The organism is Paenisporosarcina sp. OV554 (assembly GCF_003058165.1).
Taxonomy (GTDB): Bacteria; Bacillota; Bacilli; order Bacillales_A; family Planococcaceae; genus Paenisporosarcina.
Genome location: NZ_QBUC01000005.1, coordinates 82,669 through 107,449 on the forward strand (window position 1 = coordinate 82,669; position 24,781 = coordinate 107,449).

Annotated in this window: 26 protein-coding genes and 1 pseudogene; 6 read left to right on the plus strand and 21 right to left on the minus strand. The window is 37.4% G+C overall.

The genetic code is table 11. The features are described from left to right. Window positions 1-11 precede the first annotated feature (11 nt). Window positions 12-1,154 carry a M20 peptidase aminoacylase family protein gene (locus C8K15_RS06175; RefSeq protein ID WP_108585549.1) on the minus strand — a complete coding sequence of 381 codons (1,143 nt, stop codon included), beginning with the start codon at window positions 1,152-1,154 and terminating at the stop codon, window positions 12-14. 364 nt (window positions 1,155-1,518) lie between these two features. On the opposite strand from C8K15_RS06175, the gene C8K15_RS06180 reads away from it, so the two are divergent. After that, window positions 1,519-2,838, plus strand: coding sequence for a DUF2254 domain-containing protein (locus C8K15_RS06180; RefSeq protein ID WP_255421047.1), 1,320 nt, complete (start codon window positions 1,519-1,521; stop codon window positions 2,836-2,838). Window positions 2,839-2,914: 76 nt separating this feature from the next. Here C8K15_RS06180 and C8K15_RS06185 read toward each other — a convergent pair whose 3' ends face one another. Next, entirely contained in the window at window positions 2,915-3,433 is a 519-nt protein-coding gene (locus tag C8K15_RS06185; RefSeq protein ID WP_108585551.1) for a type 1 glutamine amidotransferase domain-containing protein, read from the minus strand. Window positions 3,434-3,497: 64 nt separating this feature from the next. Beyond that, a complete protein-coding gene (locus C8K15_RS06190; RefSeq protein ID WP_108585552.1) occupies window positions 3,498-4,088 on the minus strand; it encodes a DNA-3-methyladenine glycosylase in 591 nt (196 codons plus the stop codon). Window positions 4,089-4,156: 68 nt separating this feature from the next. On the opposite strand from C8K15_RS06190, the gene C8K15_RS06195 reads away from it, so the two are divergent. From C8K15_RS06195 to C8K15_RS06205, 3 genes are all read left to right on the plus strand, one after another. Then, window positions 4,157-4,459 carry a nucleotide pyrophosphohydrolase gene (locus tag C8K15_RS06195; protein WP_108585553.1) on the plus strand — a complete coding sequence of 101 codons (303 nt, stop codon included), beginning with the start codon at window positions 4,157-4,159 and terminating at the stop codon, window positions 4,457-4,459. Window positions 4,460-4,549: 90 nt separating this feature from the next. Beyond that, window positions 4,550-5,365, plus strand: coding sequence for an SGNH/GDSL hydrolase family protein (locus C8K15_RS06200; protein ID WP_108585554.1), 816 nt, complete (start codon window positions 4,550-4,552; stop codon window positions 5,363-5,365). Window positions 5,366-5,566: 201 nt separating this feature from the next. After that, entirely contained in the window at window positions 5,567-6,373 is an 807-nt protein-coding gene (locus C8K15_RS06205; protein ID WP_108585555.1) for a YitT family protein, read from the plus strand. A gap of 289 nt (window positions 6,374-6,662) precedes the next feature. On the opposite strand, the pseudogene C8K15_RS06210 reads toward C8K15_RS06205, so the two are convergent. Beyond that, window positions 6,663-7,040: pseudogene (locus C8K15_RS06210) on the minus strand (putative iron-sulfur cluster-binding metallochaperone); the annotation flags it as partial. Window positions 7,041-7,573: 533 nt separating this feature from the next. Between C8K15_RS06210 and C8K15_RS06215 the strand changes: the two are divergent. Further along, the gene (locus C8K15_RS06215) at window positions 7,574-8,242 is read left to right on the plus strand and encodes a hypothetical protein (protein WP_108585556.1); all 669 of its coding nucleotides are present in this window, start codon (window positions 7,574-7,576) and stop codon (window positions 8,240-8,242) included. A 160-nt stretch (window positions 8,243-8,402) separates the two neighbouring features. Here C8K15_RS06215 and C8K15_RS06220 read toward each other — a convergent pair whose 3' ends face one another. The 16 genes from C8K15_RS06220 to C8K15_RS06300 all read right to left on the minus strand — a co-directional run bounded on the left by C8K15_RS06220 (window position 8,403) and on the right by C8K15_RS06300 (window position 23,211). Continuing rightward, window positions 8,403-8,702, minus strand: a complete 300-nt coding sequence (locus C8K15_RS06220; protein ID WP_108585557.1) for a hypothetical protein — start codon at window positions 8,700-8,702, stop codon at window positions 8,403-8,405. A gap of 72 nt (window positions 8,703-8,774) precedes the next feature. Further along, window positions 8,775-9,278: a DUF2716 domain-containing protein gene (locus C8K15_RS06225; protein WP_108585558.1), complete on the minus strand. Its 504-nt coding sequence runs from the start codon at window positions 9,276-9,278 to the stop codon at window positions 8,775-8,777. A 428-nt stretch (window positions 9,279-9,706) separates the two neighbouring features. Next, window positions 9,707-10,609, minus strand: a complete 903-nt coding sequence (locus tag C8K15_RS06230; protein ID WP_108585559.1) for an ABC transporter substrate-binding protein — start codon at window positions 10,607-10,609, stop codon at window positions 9,707-9,709. 11 nt (window positions 10,610-10,620) lie between these two features. After that, the gene (locus C8K15_RS06235) at window positions 10,621-11,262 is read right to left on the minus strand and encodes an ABC transporter permease (protein ID WP_108585560.1); all 642 of its coding nucleotides are present in this window, start codon (window positions 11,260-11,262) and stop codon (window positions 10,621-10,623) included. Next, on the minus strand, window positions 11,255-12,232 hold the full coding sequence (locus C8K15_RS06240) for an ABC transporter ATP-binding protein (protein WP_108585561.1): 978 nt from the start codon (window positions 12,230-12,232) through the stop codon (window positions 11,255-11,257). The genes C8K15_RS06235 and C8K15_RS06240 overlap by 8 nt, the downstream gene beginning before the upstream one ends. Window positions 12,233-12,369: 137 nt before the next feature. After that, window positions 12,370-14,022 carry a ribosomal protection-like ABC-F family protein gene (abc-f, locus tag C8K15_RS06245; RefSeq protein ID WP_108585562.1) on the minus strand — a complete coding sequence of 551 codons (1,653 nt, stop codon included), beginning with the start codon at window positions 14,020-14,022 and terminating at the stop codon, window positions 12,370-12,372. A 412-nt stretch (window positions 14,023-14,434) separates the two neighbouring features. Continuing rightward, entirely contained in the window at window positions 14,435-15,295 is an 861-nt protein-coding gene (locus tag C8K15_RS06250; protein ID WP_108585563.1) for a GNAT family N-acetyltransferase, read from the minus strand. 149 nt (window positions 15,296-15,444) lie between these two features. Next, window positions 15,445-16,263: a twin-arginine translocase subunit TatC gene (gene tatC, locus C8K15_RS06255; protein ID WP_108585564.1), complete on the minus strand. Its 819-nt coding sequence runs from the start codon at window positions 16,261-16,263 to the stop codon at window positions 15,445-15,447. Between the two features lie 12 nt (window positions 16,264-16,275). Continuing rightward, window positions 16,276-16,476 carry a twin-arginine translocase TatA/TatE family subunit gene (gene tatA / locus C8K15_RS06260; RefSeq protein ID WP_108585565.1) on the minus strand — a complete coding sequence of 67 codons (201 nt, stop codon included), beginning with the start codon at window positions 16,474-16,476 and terminating at the stop codon, window positions 16,276-16,278. Between the two features lie 15 nt (window positions 16,477-16,491). After that, window positions 16,492-18,201, minus strand: coding sequence for a GMC family oxidoreductase (locus C8K15_RS06265; RefSeq protein WP_108585566.1), 1,710 nt, complete (start codon window positions 18,199-18,201; stop codon window positions 16,492-16,494). Window positions 18,202-18,217: 16 nt separating this feature from the next. Beyond that, complete coding sequence (locus tag C8K15_RS06270) at window positions 18,218-18,964, minus strand: gluconate 2-dehydrogenase subunit 3 family protein (RefSeq protein ID WP_108585567.1); 747 nt, start codon at window positions 18,962-18,964, stop codon at window positions 18,218-18,220. A gap of 970 nt (window positions 18,965-19,934) precedes the next feature. Then, window positions 19,935-20,477 carry a DNA topology modulation protein gene (locus C8K15_RS06280; RefSeq protein WP_108585568.1) on the minus strand — a complete coding sequence of 181 codons (543 nt, stop codon included), beginning with the start codon at window positions 20,475-20,477 and terminating at the stop codon, window positions 19,935-19,937. Further along, on the minus strand, window positions 20,458-20,829 hold the full coding sequence (locus C8K15_RS06285; RefSeq protein WP_108585569.1) for a VOC family protein: 372 nt from the start codon (window positions 20,827-20,829) through the stop codon (window positions 20,458-20,460). Before C8K15_RS06285 ends, C8K15_RS06280 begins: the two co-directional genes overlap by 20 nt. A gap of 143 nt (window positions 20,830-20,972) precedes the next feature. Next, entirely contained in the window at window positions 20,973-22,190 is a 1,218-nt protein-coding gene (locus C8K15_RS06290; RefSeq protein WP_369973713.1) for an MFS transporter, read from the minus strand. 167 nt (window positions 22,191-22,357) lie between these two features. Next, a complete protein-coding gene (locus C8K15_RS06295; RefSeq protein WP_108585571.1) occupies window positions 22,358-22,495 on the minus strand; it encodes a uracil-DNA glycosylase family protein in 138 nt (45 codons plus the stop codon). 95 nt (window positions 22,496-22,590) lie between these two features. Then, complete coding sequence (locus tag C8K15_RS06300; RefSeq protein WP_108585572.1) at window positions 22,591-23,211, minus strand: phosphatase PAP2 family protein; 621 nt, start codon at window positions 23,209-23,211, stop codon at window positions 22,591-22,593. 173 nt (window positions 23,212-23,384) lie between these two features. On the opposite strand from C8K15_RS06300, the gene C8K15_RS06305 reads away from it, so the two are divergent. Beyond that, a complete protein-coding gene (locus C8K15_RS06305; protein WP_108585573.1) occupies window positions 23,385-23,729 on the plus strand; it encodes a YflT domain-containing protein in 345 nt (114 codons plus the stop codon). Between the two features lie 59 nt (window positions 23,730-23,788). On the opposite strand, the gene C8K15_RS06310 is transcribed toward C8K15_RS06305, so the two are convergent. Next, window positions 23,789-24,646 (minus strand): DUF6612 family protein, encoded by an 858-nt coding sequence (locus C8K15_RS06310; protein ID WP_108585574.1) that lies wholly within the window; start codon window positions 24,644-24,646, stop codon window positions 23,789-23,791. Window positions 24,647-24,781: the final 135 nt, after the last annotated feature.

Below are 24,781 nucleotides of genomic sequence, written 5' to 3' on the forward strand. Positions count from 1 at the left end.
AAAAAAGTGTTTCAAACTTTCTTGTTATTATTGATTAATTGAATGGCATTAAGAATGGTGTTGGTTAGAATTTCAATGCCTGTATAAATACTCTCATGATTGAATGTCATTTTCGGATGATGCAGTCCTGGAGACAACCCGCATCCTAGACCGAGCATCGTCGCTTTTAAATTGGGTTTATGTAGGGAGTAAAAATGAAAGTCTTCACCACCTGGAGTCGTGATCCGTGGTTCCAATTTCTCTGCACCTAAAACTGTGATAATGGCTTGTTCCATAAGATCATATGCTTCTTCATTTACAATGGCTGCTACTAATCCTTCGTGCATTTTAAATTTTATTTTAACGTGATATATGGATTCTACACTGCGAAGAACTTCATTCACTTTTATCCGAAGAATCCGCATGGCTTCATTGGTTTGAGCACGTGCATCTAGTGTAAATGATGCTTTTCCTGGGATGATATTGCCTGTTTCACTACCCGCATGCAACTTGGTCATTTTCACGGAATAAGGGACGAGTGGATCCATTCGAATGCCTTCTAAACCATGAACAATTGCTGCACCTACTTCAATTGCATTTTGACCGAGATGTGGCCTAGCAGCATGAGCATCTTCTCCTTCAATTGTACCTTTTATGATACCAGCAGCTCCATGACATATAGCAGCCGATGCTGTACAATCTGGAATTTCTTGAATGGGTCGAAGGTGGACTCCAAATAAATAATCTACATCGTCTAAGACACCTTGCTTAAGCATCTTTAAAGCGCCTTGTCCTTTTTCTTCAGCCGGTTGAAATATCCATTTAAAGCGAATATCTTTCGGAAATCCTACTTCTTTCATCTTCAATAAAGTACCTATACCAATGGTCATATGAGCATCATGACCACATGAGTGATTTGCTTTGAATACTCCATCTACTTCTTGCCAAAGTGCATCCATATCTGCGCGAATGCCGATACATGTTGGACCTTCCCCGATCTCAACAACCAAACCTGTGCTGTCATCAAATGTTCGAACGCTAAATCCTTCTTGTTCAATCATTTTTTTTAAGTAAGCTGTTGTCTCAACTTCTTTCCAACTGATTTCTGGATGTTCATGTAAATACGTAAATATTTCATATATTCTTGACCTGTTGGATTCCTTGCCGTCTTTCATATCTTTCACCTCATGAATATGTTGTTTCTATTACATTATCCTATTTCGAGTGAAAGTATTAGGCTTTTTTTCAGAAATATAAAGTTAACAAGTACAATACCGAAAATGAGGGTATTGTATTTAAGGCTATGTTATAAAAAAGGATGGTATAAGGTGGTTTTTTGGGGTAAACAATATGAAGTATTGGCTTTTAAATACGGCATTATGTTCCCTTACTGTTAAATCAATTATTAAAATTCTCTAAGTATAAACATAATCATTCCATCTTTTTTTAGCCTTGCAACAGTAATAATGCCTTTTAGAAAGGACATTACAAATAATGAAAACATATCTTCTAGATAAGTATTTAAAAAAATACACAAGGATGTCAGAAAGGGAGCTAGCCCATCAAGTTAAGTCAAACTTATGGTTTACCCCCGTGCTTTACGTCCTTTTTTCCATGATTTTATTAAGTGTAACTTTAAATGGTGACTTGAATTACGGCATGGGCAATAAAATGATATCGTATTTTGCCGTAGATTATGAACTAACTCTTTCTCTCTTAAGCGTCCTTACTGCAGCTACCTTAACGATTACAATATTCACATTCAACTTGGTATTAGTTGTTTTCACTACTTTTTCTGGACAGTTTTCCCCTCGTATTCTTAAAAATTTTATATCCAGCAAAGCGACACAGCGTGTTTTAGGGATTTTTACTGGTAGCTTTATCTATGTTCTTTTATCCTTATTCTTTCTTAATAAAAGAATCACTGAGTATTATTTTGCTGTTCCGATTACAGCGACTTTTTTAGCAATCTTTTCGATGGCCACTTTTATATTTTTTATTAATCATGCAGTTGCGTGGTTACAAGTGAATCAATTGACGGATGACATGAAAAAAGAAGCATTGGGAATTGTAAAAGGAACTTTGAAAGATGAACTAGATAGTTACAAAGTAAAAGATTTCAATGACACAGATGCAGATATTCGGAACGGAAAGGGACTCCAAATTAAAGCAGGTACACCGGGCTATATTCAACTCGTGGATTTTATCTCTATGATCGAAGAAGCTAAAAAAGATGACATTATGATGAGGTTTGAGCACACAATCGGGAGCTACGTGTTTGAAAGTACACCACTTTTGACTTATTGGAAAAAGCATGAGATGAAAATAGATGAAGATAAATATTTGGCGTTTTTTAGCGTTAGAAAGAAACAGACTGAAGTTCAAGATATTGAATTCAGCATAAATAAACTAGTCGAGGTTGCTATAAGAGCGCTTGGAAATTACGACCCCAAGACAGCAACTACTGCTATTTACCAAGTTAGCGAAGTGCTTGTTTCTATTTCTCTAGTAACCGATTTTTCTAATTATTTAGCAGATGATGAGAATAACCTTCGACTCCTATTGCAAAAAAGAGATTTTAATCACTATTTGTACAATGGATTAGGGTATATCAGACACTATGCGAAAGATAATGTTATTGTTTCAACGGACATCTTAAAAGCTTTGGATTTAATGGCTAAATCGCTTAATCCACGCGATTATCAATCAGTTTGGGATTTTGCAATACACACCGCACTTGGTTTTGAAAATCTTTTTCTTTTTGAACAAGACAGCCAACAATTTTATCTGGCCTTATATAACTTAGCCACTACTACTAACAATCAAAAAGACTATGAAAAATTCCTGAAAAAAATGTAATTCCACTCAAGGAAGCAACAACAGGTATGGGTTATTCAAACAAAAAAACGTCCCGTAAAAACGGGACATTTCATGCTTATAGTTGTTCTAATAATTTTAGGGATTCACGATTAAATGCTGGAATATCTTCAGGTTGTCGACTTGTTACCAATTGATTTTGGCAAACAACTACTTCTTTATCTACAAATTTTGCACCGGCATATAACATATCTTGAGCAATCGATTTATAACCAGTTGCATCACGACCTTCTAACGCTTTAGCCGAAATCAACAGTTGCGGTCCATGACATATTGCGAATACTGGTTTCTTTGCATCCATAAAGGCTTTTGTGAATTCCACAAACCTTTCATCGGCACGTAATTGGTCAGGTGAAGAACCACCTGGGAGGAACAATGCGTCAAAATCTTCTGGTTTCACATCGTCGATACCATGGTCAATCTTCAACTTCGCTTCCCCTTGTTTGCCTTTCACTTCTTTGCCTGCTTCTTTTTCAATAGTAAATACTTCATGTCCCGCTTCGTTAAAAGCCCTTGACGGATCCATATACTCAATGTCTTCAAACATATTCGTGATTAAAGTTGCAATTTTAGCCATTTCTAAATCACTCCTTAAAGTTTGTTCACTATTAATATTCCACTAAAATATCCCATTAAACCTATTATCGATATTTTGAGACCATTGGATGGCCCTTTTCAGAAAACCGATAAGGGTAATCTACCGCTTCTCCAGTATTTTGGATCCCTACACGTGGACCTATTTCAAGTTCTTTCACACCTGGACCTGGTGCAATGAAAAGTGGTTTTTCTGTCCAATGATGACCATAGAAACTCATAGTCACACCTAGCGCCTTAGATAGCTTACCCGGACCGTTTGTCCAATTTTTCATTGCTGTTGTTCCGCGAAATTGTTGCATTAATTCATGACCAACAATGGGTTCTCCAGCTCGTATCAAGATAGCCTCAGGTTTACAGATAGGACCACTAACAACGTTCATCAATGTATGTGTGTGCATTTGATAGGTATAAACAAGTCCTGGCTCTCCAAACATTACTTCAGTTCGCTTCGTTCGCCGATTACCAAAACTATGTGCCGCTCGATCTTCAGATCCCATATATGCTTCAGTTTCAATTATTTTTACGACCAATAAACCATCAGGATGCTGATGAACAAGATATTGACCAACTAAGTTTTGAGCAAGTTGAATCGTTGGTTGTTGAAAAAAGTTAGTTGAAATTGGTTGGAAATTCATGTGCATTTCTCCTTCTTTTATTATACTTTAACAATACATAGAATTTTATCGAAACGGGGAAACTACAGATGAAAGAAATTATCCAAGAAATACAACAATTTAGAAATGATCGAAACTGGGACGGTAATCACGATGCACGGAACTTAGCTATTTCCATCTCGCTCGAAGCAAGTGAGCTGCTAGAATGTTTCCAGTGGCGGTCTCCGGAAGATGCAATTGCTCATGATAAACAAGCGATTGTTGATGAAATGGCCGATGTATTTATTTACTTGTTGCAGTTTTCCGATGTAATTGGAGTAGATTTAATCGAAGCAGCACGTGATAAAATGAAGAAAAATGCCATAAAATATCCGATTGGGACAAAATCATAAGGAATTTAGACTATACACTACTTTCTTCCTATTGAGTAATTGATGACTGAATATTACATTAATTACATAAATAAATAAGGAGTTGACCGCATGAACAAATGGAAGTGGTTAATTTGGATCACTGCGGGTACACTCCTCTTCTTCTATAATAGAAATGATGTACACCAGGATCAAGTTAGTGCAAATGAATCATCTGTTAGAACTTACGACCCGAAATACAATCCAAATCAATCTCTCGCCGACTACTTAATTTTCCGCGCCATGATTTCGGGCGAAGCGAAAATGGCAGTGACTGGTAGCAGCGTAACTCGCGGAACAGGGTCTACTAATCAAACAAAAACTTGGCGTGGACGTATTGAAGTTAATCTTCGGAATTCGAATCCAGCTTTGGAGAGGTTCACGATTTCAAATCATGGGTACTCTGGATATACATCGGTAGGGTTACTTGAAGATCATGTCACTGAACCAATTTTAAAAGAGCAGCCAGACATATTGTTTATTGAAACATCCGTCATTAATAATCACAATAAAAATGTCTCGTTGGAAGACACTTTTAACTCTTTAGATTCACTATACCAATTGTATTCACAGGCCTTACCAAATACACGGATTGTATTCTTATCGCCAAACCCTTGTACATCGAATAAATTCGGGCCAACACTCAATCAGTTTGGTCTCAAATATACGGATTATGTCGATGAAACTTCAACTTATATAAAAAAACAAGGTTGGAATTACTTTGATACACATGGTGCAATGCTGTATAACATGTCTTCAAAAAACATACCACTCCCTTCAACATTAAAAGATGGGATTCATCCAAACGACCGGGGTTACAAAATTTGGGCAGATGTCTTATGGCCTTTTGTACAACAAAAACAAGGTACTTTGCCACACTCTATGTAGAAATCTACTGAATGTTGCAAGCAGAAAATCAAAGAGCTTATACGTTTTCCCTCTGTTACAATGGAACACGTATAGTAGTACGTTGATTGAGCTCATGTTTGTTCGTACATTACTGGTGTGGATTGTATAGCGAGCACAACTCATCCCTTTTTGGGGGATGGGTTTTTTATTAAGTACTTATTCACGAAAAGAGGTTACGAAGTGAAGAATTTAATTGTCATACTAGGTTCACTGATTGTTGCATTTGCCTTTAATTTTTTTCTTGTTCCTTACGGTATTTTAAGTAGTGGAATTAGCGGTATTGCTATATTAATTGGATTAATCACTCCCTTTAATACTGGCTTGTTGAATCTGGTCTTTAATATACCTTTATTAATTTTGGGCTATTACAAACTTGGAAAAACCATTACTATCAATACAATGATTTGTGTAGTTTCACTTTCCATCTTCCTATATTTACTGCCAACAGTTAGAGTCACCGATAATATATTACTTTCTACCGTTTTTGGTGGGGTTATAGGAGGAATAGGAATTGGGATAATATTAAAATACGCTGGTACTTCGGGTGGATTGGATATTATTGCGATAATGATTTCACGAACTAGTAATGTCAGTATCGGTCTTCTTCTCACAAGTATGAATGGCGTAATTGTCCTTATATCTGGATTTGTATTCAACTGGGATTTAGCATTATACACACTTTTGTCTATCTATTTGACGGGTAAAGTGATTGATACCATTTTCACTGATCACGTCAAATTAACTATGCACATAGTTACCACAAAAGGAGACTTAATTCGAAATGATTTAATACAATCAGTCTATCGAGGTATTACTATCACAGAAGGATACGGGGGCTATACACAAGAGAAAAAACAAATATTAATGATGGTTGTTACACGATACGAAACGATGCAAATTAAAAAGATCGTTCACAATCATGATGAAGCAGCATTTATTAATATATTTGAAACTGTTGAAGTCGTTGGGAATTTCGCTAAAAATTAGAATAGTTAAGAGGAACAGAAGTTCAACAAAAAAAAGAGAGACTGCAAAAGCATAACGGGTTTTCTTGAGAGGTGCAAAATTTCAAATATCCCTGTAAATAGCTATTAAAAACGATATGGAATTAGCATCGCATTTAGCGATGCTTTTTTGTCATTTTCTGATAAAAAAAGATTTAAAAAACACCGAGATTATATACTCAGTGTTTTTTTCGTTATTATTTTTAGTCAGCGGTATTTACTTCTCCCTTATTAAACTAAAGCACCCGTTAGTAAAAAAATAATTGCTTTAGTTAAAAACTTTTTATATATTTCGTAACATACCCCATACAGCAACTTCCTTGAGGATTATTTACCTCACACCCGCATCTGTCTGCTTTTACATTTACTCGAATGTGTTCTAAAGGTTTAGGAGAAAGTTCTTGTTCTTCATATTTCTTAATTTTCTCTTTTGTCCAACTAAAGCAATAGCAAACTGGTACTGTGGAAGAATCATCTTTTTGATGAACAGATACCTTTACTTCTGACTTAAGGTACAATTTTTTCTCTGTATCAAAATAGACAACATCACAATCTTTCGTTGAATAAAAGTAATGAGTCAAACTCGGATTCAAAGAATCTAAAACTGATGGTTTAAGCATTGATTTCAACGTAATAATTTTCAACTTTTTCCCCAAAAAACATATTGACTAATGGTCAGGAAAATCTTGTAATTATTTTTCCGATTGGTCAGTATAATTATCAAAAGGTGAAACCTATGCCTTTACAGCTTTGAAAAAGAACAAATTTTGGATGCTTAAATATATCGTCATTCAACTTGTATCACTAGCAAATAGACAATGCCATTTGCTGGATTGCCAAAAAAATTCACATTATAGCACAGGGAGGTTCCTATAGTTTCCACATCTCAAACGACAAAAAAATTTCATCCTCTCTTCCTCTGGCTTCGCCAGGGATTGGCTTTGAATGCATTACTGACCATGCTGGGTTTGCTGATGGTCATCACACTGCTGGCAACGTGCGTGGGGTTGCTCATTGATCATCGAGTGATCGCTGGTGCTCCTGCCTGGGCCAAGCCAGCCAAGTTCGCCATCTCATTTAGTGTCTATTGCTTTACGTTTGTCTGGCTCCTCTCATTTCTGCGGCGCTGGAAAAAATTGCCACGGCTCTTGCTGCCATTACCACGATTGGAGTGCTCTTAGACATGGTCCTGATTGTTTTGCAGGTGATCCGTGGCGTCCGGAGCCATTTCAACGTGGCTACCCCCTTTGACGATATGGTGTACCGAATCATGGGTTTTGGCTCAGCGATGATCTTTTTGGCTGCCTTCGTGACCGCCATCTTCCTTCTGTTCGAGCGTCGCACCGACCGCGCTTTGATCTGGTCATTGCGCCTGGGCCTCGTGATTATGATGTTCGGCATGTTTGCTGGTTTCCTGATGACGCAGGCAACCCAAGCACAACTGGTCGCCTACCACGCTGGACATCTGCCTCCGATTTTTGGCGCTCACAGCGTTGGCGTTCCAGATGGCGGCCCTGGCTTGCCCTTTCTGGGGTGGAGTACCACTGGTGGTGATCTACGCATCGCCCATTTTGTTGGGTTACATGCCCTCCAAGTGCTGCCTTTTCTCGGCTGGTTTCTCTCGGTGCAGCGTTTCCAGCGGCTCTCGACGGGTCAGCGTGTCGCTTTGGTTTGGACCATCGGCCTGGGCTATGTTGGTCTGGTTGGTTCGCTTCTCTGGCAAGCATTACGGGGCCAATCTCTGATCGCTCCTGATGGTTTGACATGGATCACTTGGGGGTTGGTAGTTGGTCTCACTCTGGTCATGAGTGGAGCTATCATTCTACGTGCTCGCCTGAGCACGGTTCATTGACTCTGCTTCGAGAAAAAGGTTTACAGGAGACGGAAAAGTTCCCTTTTTCTTCTCCTGTTTTTGCCCAGTTAGTTGAATAAGAAAAAAGCTTTACCCCTTATTGAAGTAAAGCATTGAAGAAGAAATTATGATTCTTTAACTATTTTTAACACTAAGTATATCAAAAATTGTTGTTCGATTTGATCTCTAACCATTCTTTAAATTTTTTTCGTTCATCTTTTTCTCTTAACAAACTGTTTACATTTTTCCTCGATGTTAGATAATCCCTGAGCTCCTTATCTTCTTCAATCAACGGAAGAAGATAAGGAACTTTCAATAAAAGTTGTTCAAACCAATATTTTTCCTTTAACTGTTTTAAATTAAACTCAAACTTATCCTCGTTAGAAAGAAAACAATATCTTATTAGACTAACAATTTCTTTGAAAATATCCCATATAGCCTCTGAGTCCTGTTTAGTCACCAATATTACCACCTTACTTTTACGAAATGCCTTCTTTAACTCACCTGCCCCGTTAGTTTAACAAGGTTTGAATTATCCCTGACGTAATACCTTTTGAAACATTCTCGGTTGATGTTTTTCAAAACTTTTTATCAATTCTTTTCCAAAAATAGTGATGGTCTTTTCCCAAGGGTGTCCTAATAATCCCCATTCAAAATTCTTGTGAATAAAAAAGTAATAATCTCCATTTGGAAAAATAGGTACTGTCCATTCATCAAACTCACTTTTTGGAAACTCCAAACGGGGGTTTATCCAATAACCTGGATGCTGCCATTCTAACGCATACATATATTCATTCTTCTGTGTGAGTTCTTGAAAAACAAGCAATGACTTATCCTCTAGGTCATTATAAATCTCATCATAAGTATCTGAATCTCCGGACCAATTTAAATACGGGGATACATCATATGTGATAAATGGATTTGGAACTTCAAAAGATGGGAAGTTTGATATGCTTGGTTCAAAATTAAATTCATCATATATCCTATCCCATACCTCTTTATATTCTAATGCGGATAATTCAATCCAATTTCCCATTTGAATAGCCTCCTTTACGATGCTTTTATTGGGGGTTATTATATCATTCCTTATTCAACTAACCTGGCTAACCTGCCCCGTTAGTTCAATAAGAAAATAAAATCCTCTTTTATTTACATACCAACACTTTCCATTTTCACCTGTAAAATATAAAATTTTCCGTTAATAAAAAGAGATGTAAATTGGCACGGCAATTAGCATATCAAATAACAGATATTTTAGTTGCATTACAAATTTTATTGTAATGTGACCAAATAGGCTGCCAATTAAACAGCTAAAAATGAAGATTTTAAAGTAATAACATTGATATATCAATAAACAAAGGACTACCAATTTGATTACGAATTGATAGTCCTTTTGTGTTGTGTTTTAAGTTTTTGCACCTCAGAAGAGAACCCGTTAGCAAAAGCAGCCTCTCTTTTATTTTTTCACTCTTCGATTAATCCTTTTTCAATTAAGAAATCACGTGCTACATCTTCAGGTTTTTCTTGATCAATATCAACACGAGCATTCATTTTTTGCATATCTTCAAGTGAAATCTTTCCAGCTAATTCGTTTAACACGTCTTCAAGTTCTGGATAAGTTTCTAGAGTTTCTTGACGCACAAGAGGTGCTGCATCATATTTTGGGAAGAAGCCTTTGTCATCTTTTGTAATCTCTAAGTCAAATCGTTCAATACGGCCATCTGTTGTAAATGCGGTAATGACATCTACATCGCCTTGTTTAACCGCTTCATACATGACGTTTGGATCTAAGCTTTCCTTTTCAGAGAATTCAAATGGATATTCTTTGACCATTGCTTCATAACCATCTCCTGGTCGCTCATAAAAAGCATGAGGTGCACCGAACACGATGTCTTCTGATTTTGATGCTTCAACTAATTCAGAATACGTTTCAGCTTTGTATGGCTTGTCTTTGCTATAAGCTAAAGTGTACGTATTTTCAAAACCAAGTGGCTCTAGCCAAGTCACGTCAAACTTCTCTTCATATCCTTCGCGAACACGTTCTAATACACTTTCAGAACTTTCGCCTTGTTTAAGATCTTCCTCTAATACCGATTGCAAACCAGTACCCGTATATTCAACATAGATATCGATATCACCTTTTTCAATCGCAGGTGTTAATATCGCCACTTCACCGAGTCCTTCATTATATTCCACATCATAATCCGTTTTAGCTTCTACATATTGGCCTAAAATTTGAGGTAAAATATATTGCTCTGTGAATTGTTTTCCACTAATAACAATAGGTTCATTTTTATCATTTGAAGAACCACAACCTACTAATGCGACTGATGCTAGTAGAACTAATCCGGCAAAACGTTTTTTCATAGAATTTCCTCCTATTGTGTTTTCATTCCTTTTGGTGTTGCTTTCTTTTCCACCCATTTTAATAATAAGTCAAAACTAATAGCTAGTAGCGCAACAGGAAGTGCACCTGCTAAGACGAGTGAATTATTATACGATTGTAAACCTCGATAGATAACGTCACCTAAACCACCGGCTCCTACAAATGTAGCAAGCGTGGCAATTCCGACTGTTAAAACCGTTGCAGTGCGAATTCCCGCCATAATAAAAGGTAAGGCGAGTGGGAATTCTATTTGTTTTAGTATTTGGGTTCTTGTCATTCCCATTCCTCTACCCGCTTCTATGATGGACGAATCTACAGAAGTAAGTCCCGTGTATGTATTACGTAAAATGGGTAAAAGCGCATAAATAATAAGTGCTATAAGTGCCGTGTTTGAACCAATTCCCATAAGTGGTACTAAAAAACCGAATAAAGCTAAACTAGGAATTGTTTGAAAAACTGCCGTTACTCCTATTACTGGTTCAGCGTATTTACGATGTCGAGCAATTAAAATACCTAGAGGCAATGCGATAGCTATTCCGATTGCCAATGCTACGAACGATAAATAAATATGCTCGAAAAACGCTTGTTGAATAAGGTCAGACCGGCTTTGAATTGTTTCCAAGAAGTCAGTCATAAGAAGAAGCACCTACTTCCTTAGCTAAGACTGCTTTCAGTAATGACGTTTGGTCGATGTAGCCAACAAATTCTTCATTTGTATAGATAGCCAATACATCTGTCTGAGGTTGCTCTAAGAGAGCAATTGCTTTTTCTACATCTTCTGATGAATTTATTGAGACTACCAGCTCGCCTATTTTCGCTTGTTTATAGTACGATGACAGCTCGCTAATTTTCCGTTGGCCAAATGAACGCTGTCGATTGATTCGATCTTGTCCGATAAAGTTACGAACGAAGTCATTTGCAGGTTCATGAATCAGATCATGAGCCGAACCCGTTTGCTCCACTTTTCCAGCGCGTAGTACAATAATATGGTCGGCTATTTTTAAAGCTTCGTCCATGTCATGCGTGACAAAAACAATGGTTTTTTGAATTCGTTGTTGAAGATTTCGCAACTCATCTTGAAGTTGTTCTCGGCTAATTGGATCAAGTGCGCTGAAAGGTTCATCCATTAGCACGATATTTGGATCTCCAGCGAGTGCCCGAACAACTCCTACACGTTGTTGCTGTCCTCCGCTAAGTTCAAGAGGAAAACGATGTAAATACGTCTCGGGATCAAGTCCTGTAATATTCATTAGTTCGCTTACACGTTCTTTCGTTTTTTCTGCACTCCAACCCTTTAATGTGGGTACCAGTGCAGCATTCTTGGCAATTGTCATATGAGGAAATAAGCCAATACGCTGAATGACATAACCGATGGAACGTCGGAGCTCCACCTCATCGCGATCTTTGATAGATTGTTCATCAATTAATACATCACCCGATGTTGGTACTTCCAAGTGGTTTATCATCTTCATTAATGTGGTTTTTCCACAACCACTTGGACCTATAATCACGGTTAATTTGCCTGTTGGAATAGTTAATGAAACATCTTTTAAAGCTTCAGTTCCGTCTGCAAATCGCTTCGTTACTTGGTCAAATCGTATCACAGCGTCAGCCCCTTTTTAAGCTTCAGTAGGTATATCTTTTTCTATTACCCTTAATTCATTCGACATATGCACTATTTCTTATTATTTTCTTCTTAATAACACATCCACTCAACTAGTTTCACCGAGTGGATGTGAGCTTACTCTTTCAGTGCTTTTATTTGTTTGCATAATTCGTTGAATCGTTGATCTAATTCAGCGTATTTACCGTCTGTTTTTGGCATAAAGCTAATTTTTCCAAGGAGCGCTTGTCGCTCTATTTCTAGCTTCAGCAACTGCTGCTGTTGAAACGTCTCGTTCTGGTGATTATTCCACTCAGCAAATGTCATGTCTACTTTTTTCATTGATTTATTTTCAAAAACAAGGAGCTTGTTTGCAATTTTACCCAAAAAATAACGGTCATGAGTCACAAGAATTATCGTGCCTGGATAAGTAGACAAGGTTTGTTCCAGTTGTTCACGGGAAGGCAAATCCAAATGATTGGTAGGTTCATCTAATAACAAAACGTCTTTTTGTTCCATCATGAACGCCATTAGTTTCAACTTTAATCGCTCTCCCATACTCAAAGAGCCTATTGGTAGACGCCAATGTTCTTTCCCAAAACCTAAGTTTGTCATTAACGTTTGAATTTGTCCTCGCTCGTCAAAATCTTGTGGGTCGAACCATTCTTCAGGTGTCTTCTTTTCTGGTAAGTCTTCTACTGTTTGTTGCAAATAGCCAATACTCATAGCACTGGTTTTCCACAAGTCACCTTCAAACGTTTCTTGCCCCATAAGCATGCGCAACCAAGTAGACTTCCCACAACCGTTTGGTCCAATAAGAGCAATACGTTCGCCTCGTTGAATGGTAAACGAAGCTTTTTCCCATAATACTTGCTCACCAAATCTTTTCGAGAGTCTTTTAGCCTCAATCACTCGATGTCCTTGCTTTTGATTGCCTTCAATTGAAAACGAAATTTCTTTTTCTTCTAACGGTCTGTCGATTTTCGCTTTTGCAAGTTCACCTTCCAAACGCTTACGTTTTGAGCGAATCTGAGTGTCCATGCGTTTGGCTTTCGAACGATAAAACTCTTTAAATCCATCTTGTTTTGTTGAGTCGGCATGTGCTTTAGATGACCAATTTTGAAGTGATGCAATTTGTTCATCAATCCGCGTGATTTTTTTTTGTTGCGCATCGTACAATCGCGAATGTACCTTGCGTCGTTCTTCTTTTTCCAATCGATAGGTAGTATAATTCCCTTCATATGCAGTTACTCTTTGGTGTTCTACTTCCCAAATAGTGGTAGCTACTTCATCTAAAAAATAGCGATCATGTGAGACGATAATCAAGGTACCCGAAAAGGATTTAACGAGTTTCACCAGTTCTTTTAAACTTTGTTGGTCTAGATGGTTTGTTGGTTCATCTAAAAGTAACAACTGAACATGACTTGAAAATGCTTGTGAAAGCCTTTTTTTCATTCGTTCTCCACCACTCAATACCTCATACGAGCGATTTTTAGGAACATGCCATTTATGTGAGAGGTTATTTTCCTCTAGCTGATTGTCGATCAATTCAAAAGCTTGATCTTCTTGTCTAAAGTAATGGGTTGTAGGAGTTCCTCCTATCCAATGAATAAAACCTTCACTTGCTCCTAGCTCTCCAGCAAACAGAGACAACAGAGTGGATTTCCCTTCACCATTACCACCGACGACTCCAATACAACTTCCTTTTTTGATATCAATTGATACTTTTTGAACCACTATTTTATTGCCATATTCAATGGATACATTTTGTGTTTTACCAAGTACAACCATTCCTATTCCCCCTATTTCGAAGGTCAAAAAAATCCCTCCGAGAATTATCGGAAGGATTAAACTTACCCAAAATAGATCAGAACAAAAAACTCTTTTTTTAATAAAGAGAATTTCTGTAGTAATGAAAAATGGGCAGACCAATCCTATTTCCGATTTCGCAAAATGTTTAATTTGCTAAGAAATAAGATTAATTTTCCATTGTCCACCCATCGTCCCTTCTTGCCTCGCACCTAGAAATGATTATGTAATTTTTTCATTTCCTTACCAGTTTGTATGAATTATAGCATATCACTTTTAAATTAAGGCACAATTTAGTTAATTATTTTTTGAGTCTTAATTTTTATATGCATCACACTTGAATATCATGACCACTTATTCATACCACTATACCTTCAATTCGCTCAATTCCATGTCATAGCCCATCTTCTGAAACAAATTCAATGTGAATTGAATCTGCAATTTTTTGGTAACCGATTTCTCGGTAAATCTTGTTGGAAGTAGGGTTCATCATATCCGTGTACAGCACACAGAAGTCATAGGTCTTTAATAATTCTTCACTACCTGCTGCAACCATGGTGCGTGCATATCCTTTTTTCCTTTCTTCATGTGGAGTATAGACAAAAGATACAGTGACTCCACGTTCAGAAGGGCGCGCTTTTTTCATCATTGAAACGATTTTTCCTTTGTCTTCCCAAAAGAATACTTCCTCATCTTCCAAGAATTGATTAACCTTTTCCTTAATAGCATCTAGAGGGCTACTTTTAAGTCCCGTATCCATTTCAAATGCTTTAAACCAATTTTCAAGAATTGGCGCTTCATCTTTTCTAGCATAGCGCCACGATCCTGGACTTTTTTCGAGTGAATGATCAACTTTATCCAAACGGTATAGACCTTGGTCCATTAACAATTTTGCTTTGCATTTTGTCGTCTCTTGCCATTTCTCTGAAAATGCAGTGACTACAGATTTCACGCCAACAGCCGATTGAATAGGTAGTTTTCTTTTGAAAAGTTCATGAGCAGCAAGCGTCAAAATGTCATCTATTTTTGTTTCATCAATAATAATAAGATTCAAAGGATGAGGAGGTGTCATTTGAAATAGAGCCACAATGCAGTCTTCTACTTCAATCGTAGCCATGAACGGATTTTCATATCGCCCGGCTTTGATTCCTTGCAACACGCCATAAAACAGACTATATAAATCTTCATGTTTGCTTAAAAAAGGTTTTGCTTTATCTTCGAATTCCTGAGCTTGTGTAAACACGTTGAATTTCATACGATTTTATCTCCCTATCGTTTTTAATAGTAGATATTACACAAATCGGCAGCCAATGTCACTCTTTTTCAAATATTTAAACGAAATTGACAAATGATTCTCATTCGTTGCAATTAACAAATCTCCAAATAAAAAAACTATCGATCCCACTACTCTAAGGGGATCGATAGTTTTTCATTCGATATTTGTTTTCGTTCAAGTTTTTTAACAACCACAATACTAATTTCATACAGCAAAATCATTGGAATTAGAACCAAAAAATCGCTGATAAAGTCTGGTGGTGTCATGAGTGTCGATATTATCGCTAATACGACATAAGACCATTTTCGTACCTTTTTCATCTTATCTGAAGTCAAGATACCGATAGCTGATAAAAACATCGCAATAATTGGCAGTTCGAATAATATTCCTAAAGGCACTGTCGTCATTAACAAAAAGTGAATATATTCACTAGCAGATACCATTACTTTAAAATTCACTTCGCCAATACCGATTAAAAATTGATAACTTAAAGGATTCACAACAAAATAGCCAAAAGAAATACCGACTATGAAAAGTACAAGCATTAGTGGTGAATACAATCCAATAAATCGACTCTCTGCATGGTTCAATCCTGGTTTAACAAACTGCCAAATAAAATGAAATATAAAAGGTAGAGAAATGCCTAGCGAAAGCGCACTCGAAATCGACATATAGAATTTCACTACTTCAAGTGGCCCAAGTACGATTAATTCATTGCCCCTTGTAACATAAGGAAACCATAGATTAATGGTTGAAAGTACGACAAGAAAGAAAAAAAGAAATACTGCTACACTCTTAATAATTTGCTTTCGTAAATCCGTTAAATGTTCAACAAGTGGTGATTCGTCACTGGCAGCCACATTTGCTATAACTTCTTCAACTTCTACCACTTTTTTTTTATCTAATGGACTAATTATTTTCTTATTGTGATGTTCGTATGGGTCCATTTACTTCACCTTCTATAGGATTTCAGATTTCTTTTCTTCTTTTTTTACGGGTTCATCGTCATCTATAAGTCCTCTTGTCGACTTTTTAAATTCTGAAAATGTCTTCCCAACTGCCGCTCCAATTTCCGGTAGTTTTTTCGGACCAAATACAATGAGTACAATAACCAAAATGATGATTAATCCTGGAACACCTATTGCTCCTAATCCACCCATAATAATTCCTCCTTTTTAGACGAGTGATCCACCCGATTTGCTATATTTGATAATGCCTTCCGCAGCTCGGTAAGAAAGTGCGCCCACTGTACCTGTTGGGTTATATCCTCCGTTATGAGCAAAGTTCCCTGCACCAACAACAAATAGATTTTCTGCATCCCAATGTTGCAGATATGTGTTCACAACACTATTTTCTGGACTCCCCCCCATGACTGTTCCACCTGTATTATGAGTAGTTTGGTAAGTCACAATATCATAATCCGTAATAGGCGACCTGCTTTCAACCGTCTTCGCACCCATTTCCTTCATAATTTCTGCTGATTTCTCCGATATATACTTATGCAAAGCTCGATCTTGTTCAGTAAAATTATAGGTCATTTGAAGAAGTGGTATCCCGTAAGCATCCTTGTAATTGCTATCTAACGAAAGGAAATTCTCTTTATGAGGCATCGAAGCACCCTGTGCTCCAATACTTAAAGTTCGTGTGTAATTGTAGATAGACGATTTTTTGAATTCTGCTCCCCAAGTCGGCGTATCACGCTGAATTGGATTGGTCTCAATAGGTCTTGATCCCGTTTGTGTGATTGATAGGCTACCACCGTGAATGAAGTCTAAATTACTATGATCAAAATTATCAGCATTAAAGTCATCAATGGTCATACCAAGAGCGCCTGCTCCCATAAAAGTATTCATCTGATCGTCGAAGAAACCTGACGCTCCCGGAAGTATTTGATAGCAATAGCTCCTTCCAAGAGTACCTCGACCTGTTACTGGATCATATTGATCACCGATTTTTGACACCATCAATAGCTTTGCATTATTCATGACATAACTTGATAACACGACCGCTTCTGCAGGCTGAATATATTCTTCACCAGAAAGCGTGTCCATATATTTCACACCCGTGACCTTTTTTCCGCTTTTGATCACTTCAACGACATTCGCATTGAATCGCACATCAAAATTACCGGTCTTCCTTGCTGTAGGAACAACAGTAATTTCTGGTGAGGACTTCGCTCCATACTCACAACCGAAACGTTCACAGAACCCACAATACTGGCAGGCATTTATCATTTCCCCATCTGGATTCTCATAAGCTTCAGACAAATTTGCAGAGGGCATCATTATTGGTGAATAACCCAATTCTTGTGTAGCCTTCTCAAATTTTTTCAAAATCGGTGTCTTTTTCATTGGGGGGGTAGGGAATGGGTCTTTACGCTTTAGAAAAGGATTATTATCCTCACCAGAGAGCCCGATAGTTTGTTCAAACGTATAAAAATAAGGTTCTAGTTCATCATAGGTAAGGCCCCAATCTTGGAGTAGATAATCCTTTGGTAATTTATTAGGACCATATTTTTTATCCGTCATTGTTTTTATTTGAAAATCATAAGGATAAAACCTCCATGTATGACCATTCCAGTGAGTTCCTGAACCCCCTAACCCTTCTCCCAGTAAAAAGGATCCTAATTGACGCATGGGCAATGCAGGCATTTTACGATTATTTCTAATAGTAATGGTTTCTTTTGCTAAATTTTGCATTAATTCATATCGAACTGCATAACGGTATTCATCATGTATTTTTAAATAATCTTCTGTCCCCCGCTCCTGGCCTCTCTCTAAACCAACAACCTTTAAACCAGCCTTTGCGCATTCCGCTGCAATAATGCCGCCTGTCCAACCCATACCAACTATTACAACATCTACTTTAGGTAATGTTTTAACCATTTAAAGTCCCCCCTCCTTATTCACTTCCACCCAATGAATTCGGTGCAATTTTTTGAAACTTTTCACTTTCGATTACCTTGATATAGGACATTTGATGGCCAGGGAAACCTTTCATCTTCCAACCTTCCATATTCTGATTGCCACCGTAGATAGGATCTGAATAGGCTCCCTCTAAAGTTGCTGTTCTTAGTAAGCGGAAGAAAAATGCAGATGTCACACCAGACATTTGAATCTCGTCTTTTTGAAAAGCTGTTAAAATCTCATCCATCTGGGTTCCTTCAATACTTGAAAAGCCATTTTCGAATCTGCTAGTTGCCTCAGCTTCAAGCTTCTCGATTCCTTGTCTGAAAATTTCTGCTCGAGTTAAACGACTTTGATATCCTTGCGTGGCAGCCCCAACTGCGAAAGGTCCATGCATATACTCTTTTGAATTACTTCCATACTGTCCAGCTAGTTGATTATCGATAAAGAAAGGAACACCAAGTTCAATTGCCCCCGGACCAAGATCGTCTTTAGGGAAAATACGTTCTGTTGCATTCGATATAATTTCAAACTCCCGATTATTCCTGAAAAATTGCCACCCTTTATGCATTTGTTGGTCGTGTTGACCATGCTTCATATCATTTTTTGTTTCCGGTTCGGGTTTATTTATCGTGTAGCCTACTAGTCCCCCAATGAGACCTCCACCGATTAACGCACCAGTAGCAACACCAGAAGTCTTCAGAAAATCACGCCTTGAAATATTCTTTTCTTTACTTTCCATATGTTTTTTCCTCCTTTTATGCTTAGATTTTGCAATGATAAATTTTGAGAGCAAAAGCTTTTAACTCTACTAGCAGAATAGGCAAATGAGGGTTGTTTTAAACAATCTCATTGGGACTATCTCATTATTATGTATGAAAATAAATACGGGTATTGGTCTTAAAACTCATAGACGAATCCCAGTTCCCTCTTGATAAAAGTGATCTATTTGGTTATTACATTCGTTATCTATTTAACGAAAGTTGTGAACGTTTTCGACCTAGGGCTTGTAACTTCGTCACTTCGCCAAATCCTCTTTTTTAGATCATCCTGCGGCTGGTGTGCACCCTTCGCTCCCTTGCAACCTGGGCTCGTCCAGTTATGGCGGTTTGGTTTACTAAAGACAAGATGCTCACTTTATGTAGATGTTCGGCCGAAGATACTATTTCTGCCTCTTTCTGCATCTTTTATTTTCAACAAGCAGTGATACTCACTTTATAGATTAATATTCATGATTCTCAAAAACATCTCTGGTGGATTGTTAATCAAAGAAACAACCAAAATAAAGTAATGCGGTAGCAGCCGAAATAGCATCTTCGGCTGCTTGGTTTCTTAAAGTTGTGACGATTCTATAGTAAGTAAAAATCAACAAGCAATTTGCCTCAAGGTTGTAGGGGAGCGACGAAAGCATCCGAGCTGCAGGATTACCTGGAAAATTAGTAGGGGGATGTGACTGTGTCACATCCCCCTTTTACTTATTCATTAGATAATGGTGTAGCATGATGGCTTTCCAAAGCTCCCCGGAAACCTGAGTGTTAAAGTGAGTTACTCTAAATGTTTTTTGCGTAACCAAAATCAACAAGCAATTTCCCCCAAGATAAATTAAATCTTATAACATGTACAGGCGAATACAATAAAAAAGGTTCTTATTACGAAGATCACCTTGTAGTTTACACTACCTTAAAAACATCATAAAAGAGTGAATTATCCTACTAGGATGATTCACTCTTCTTTTTTTGGATATTTTGAAGCCATTGTTCAACTTCTTTAGGTGATTTAAACGTGATAACATCGGTTTGCGTATTGGTTAATAGTTCTAACATCTTTGGTTTCACATCTTTTGGATACCGCCATATCCATCGAACAAATTCCCAATCTATCTTCTCTTTACAGTCTTTCCCCATATCTGGTCTGGTTTTCCCACGATACGTCCAAGCCCTCTTGCACGCTCGATATAAACAGATGACATTTGAGAAATCAAGAAAAATGATAAGATCTGCATATTTCGCTCGCAGTTCAATACTTGAATCAAAGTTGCCGTCAATAATCCAATGTGGTTTTGTTAGTTCATTTTTTACTTTTTCCATAAATTTAGGACGCGGCAAAGGATTCCATCCGGGCTGCCAAAACAGTGCATCTAAATGAACGATTGGTATATCCCATAGTTCTCCTAATTTGCGGGACAATGTAGATTTCCCAGCCCCTCCTGATCCTACAATCAATATTTGTTGATGTTTATGCTGCGTCTCCTTCAAATGAACAAACTCCAATCGTATTGCCATCAAGATCTTTAAATTGAAAGAACTCCACATTACCACCACTTTCAATAGCAGTGGCTTCCACTCCAGTGTCTAGCATGCGTTGATGGGTTGCATGGATGTCCGACGTATATAAATTAAACCATTCATGCTCGGAAGGTTGACCACTTCCCATTTGAGGGCTACGAACCAATGTAAATGCCGTTTCCCCGTTTCCAACTTCCATTGCTGCATACCCATTTTCCTCATCATGCCATCGTAAGATAAACCCACATTTTTCTTCAAACCAGTTAATCGCGCCATTCGTGTCTTGTACAGGTAAAAATACGGTATCAATCCTTTTAAACATATCCGCCTCTCCCTTGTTAGACAATATTTGATAGTTTCATTTTAACAAGGAATGTCATGTACTACTACAGAATATTGAAAAATCCGAATATTTATTTTCCGCCAAAAAAAGACTCCCTTTCACTAGAGAGTCCTTTAATAACACTATTCTAATTCAATTTGTTTTGTTTCTTTACCAAGGATTACAACAGCTAATACGCCTATAACAATGGCTACACAGAAGATACCGAATATCCAACCAATATCATAACCCTTCATTACTAGTGACCCCACTAATAAAGGTCCTAGAATACCACCAACACGACCGATAGCCGCTGCCATGCCAGTCCCAGTTGCGCGAATGACAGAAGGATATTGTTCAGGTGTATAAGCGTAAAGTGCACCCCATGCACCTAGATTGAAGAAGGACAAGAAAGCACCAGATACCAGCAGCAACATGGTTGTATCCGCATTACCAAATACGAATGCACTAGCAGCTGTACCTAATAAATAAGTGACCAATACGAATTTACGACCTGCTTTTTCAATTAGCCAAGCAGCAGTGAAATATCCTGGCAACTGTGCAATAGTCATCAATAATACATACTCAAAACTCTTAATTAAGCTAAATCCTTTAATCACCATCACACTTGGCAACCATAAGAACATGCCATAATAAGAGAAGACGACCGTAAACCATAATATCCATAACATTAACGTTGGCTTCGCATAAGCTTTTGACCAAACAGCTTTAATATTTTGACCGTATGTTCGATCCCGTACACGCTTTGCCGTGAATTGTGGTGAATCAGGTAAATTTAATCGTAAATAAATAGCGTATAAAGCAGGTAATGCTGTAATTACTAATGCAACTTGCCAGCCGTAATTTGGGATAATAAAATATGAAATTAATGCCGCAATTAACCAACCGGCTGCCCAAAAACTTTCGAGCAATACTACTACTCGACCCCGTTCTTTTGCTTCGACACTTTCAGAAACAAGTGTAGATGCTACAGGAAGTTCTCCACCAAGGCCCATTCCAACAAAAAATCGGAACACTAAAAAAACTGCGAGAGTTGTTGATAATGCTGAAAGCCCACTTGCTACTGAGAATAATACCAACGTTATTATAAAGACCCGTTTGCGACCGATACGATCTGCAAAAAGACCAAACGCAAATGCTCCAAATGCCATTCCGATAGAGTTAACACTCCCTATCCATCCCATTTGACCTGGCGATAAGTTCCATTCAATTGCGAGTGCTGCTATAACGAAAGATAGAATACCTACATCCATGGCATCAAACATCCAACCAAGCCCTGCAATTCCTAATAATTTATTTCTTGAAAGAGGCTTATTCTCTTTATTAATTGACGTAATCATCATTTCTCCCCTTGTCTTTACACATGTCTATTTAACTCTTTACACATCAGTATAGTTTTATAATCATTAACTTACAACCAGAAAGCGAAGAATAAGAAAAACACGCTACCTAGTTAGACTAGACAACGTGTTAACAACTTAAGCAATCAATAATAAACTTAAAGCCATTACAGCCATACCCCTCGTCCTATAAAAGGAACTCCAGTTTCTATTTCATTTTCACCTGGTTCTTCCCCCACAAGCAGTAACTTTGGGTCAGGGTTTCCGTAGCTACGAACAAACCCTTGCACTGCTTGTCCTTTCATTCGTTTTTCCCCTATCAATTAAATCATCAGGAATAGTAAACACCGTCAACCACCCTTTCAAAAAATCTTACGCTAATAATTAGCGTAAGATTCGGTTATTCTGGTTGGGGCTTACGTTTGCCCATATTGCGATTGCGCCATTCATACCAAACAACCACTAGGATGAAGAAAGAATAACCAAGCATCCATCCCCCTATCACGTCTGTTCCATAATGATTGTTCCCAGCAACTCGAGATAAACCCACTAGAAGCGTTAAGACAATTGCACTAATCCAAATACTGAAACGCCATTTAGTCGATTTATGGTTTTCATTTAATAAATAAGCATACGTAAATAAATACAATAAACCTACCATCGCATGGTTAGAAGGGAAACTAAAACTCGTCAATTGGTCAGGAATATCCGGTCTTACACGCTGTATCCATTCTTTCAATAAATGATTTAACAAGTTTCCGCCTGCTACTGTAAATAACACAAATAACATCCCGCGATAATTCTTGCGATTAAAAGCTAAATATATAATTAAGATGAAAGCGGCAGAAGCAATCCAAAGTGGTTCACCAATGTAATGGAAGGACCGAATGAATTCATTTCCTATTAGTGCCTCTCCTATTTCTTTATCAAACTCTTGCATTTCTTCATGCGTAAAATTAAAAAATAAGGTAATGAATCCAATAAGCGTTACAACACCCAAGGGATAAAACCATTTTTTCATATTCTTCACGCTCCTTCGAAAATATTTTTTCATATTTTTACAACTACCTTATCATTCAATTGTCGAGAACCTAAGACTTTCGTTCGAGTTTCCTCTGATTTAGTTTATTCGATGATTGAAGTGGTAAAGTACTAATGTGTCAGAATAAAACGATTTAAAGGAGGATTTTAATAATGAGTGTTACGTATAAAGAGTATTTAACTGATGATGAAGCCATTCGTGGAATTCAAGAAATTAAAGCCAAAGGTGTTCAAGAGGACGATATATATGTACTAACTCATGAAAATCATCGAACAAATCAAGTAGCTGATATGGCAGACGCGAATACAGTTGGTGTAACTGAACAAGGTTTAGGCACATCGCTTGCAAATGTTTTCCGAAAAAAAGGAGACGAACTTCGCGCGCAATTTGAAGAACTTGGGTTCAGTCAAACAGAAGCAGAAAAATTAGAAGCAAAGTTAGATGAACATAAAGTTGTAGTGGTGTTAAAAAACACACCTGCAGGATTTACTTATTAAAAAGATAGCAGAATAATATTAAAAGCCTTCCCCAAAACATTTTTGGGGAAGGCTTTGTATTACATTTCTTTTGCATTATCTAGAACTTCTTGAGGAACTGTAATCGGTTCGATTTCATTAAATTTATTAAACGTGGATTTCAAATCTTGAGACATCTTCATCTCTTCCCCTTCAACCGATACTGACATTTTCAAATCCATATTAAATGCAGAAGTATTGAATGTTTTTTTATCAATAAATATTTCATAATCAACTTTTTCAATGTTCATGTCTTTTAACATGTTTTCTTGGTCTAGTTTCACTGCGGGAATGGTTTCAGTTACTTGTTTCTTGATTAACTCATTGAATTTATCACCTGAAGCAGATAACTTAAGTACATACATATCTTCTGTTTGTTCAAATGAAAAATCATCCTTAAACACTTCTAAATCTTTCAACTGTTGAGATGGATCTGCTTGCTTTTGAGACATTGACATCATTTGCTCATACATATCCTCTGGCAATTTTACCCACTGTGCCGACATGCTATGGTTCATGAAAAATCCTTTATCTGTCATATAACTTTCAATTTCTACTTCTTGCGGTTGCACAGAAGAATCTTCACCTGGGACCAATGTGGAAGTTGTACCTTTCTGATAAATACTTAATGGCTCAACGAACATGTCCATATTCATATTAGTTACTGTATTCATCTCTACATTTTGAGAAGGTACTTCTATTGACTGCGACATTTCAACGTCTGCATTTAAGCTTTTTATAGATTCCGATTGTGCAAGAGACTTATCAAACACTTGCTTAAGTGTTAATTCACTTTTTTTGTCCTTTGCAGTTTCAGAAGTAGGAGTTGCAGTTGTATTACATCCAGCCAAACCTAGTGTTAATACACTAGCAACCATGAGCATCTTCCATTTCTTCATGTTGTCGCCACCTTTTCCTTTTTTCTTACTTCTATATAATACGAGTTTACTCGTAAAGGGTTTCAAATGGAAGTTTCTCTTTGAGATTTGAAGATTTATTTAATTGAAAAGGTTTCTTCTCCCATATTAAAAAGC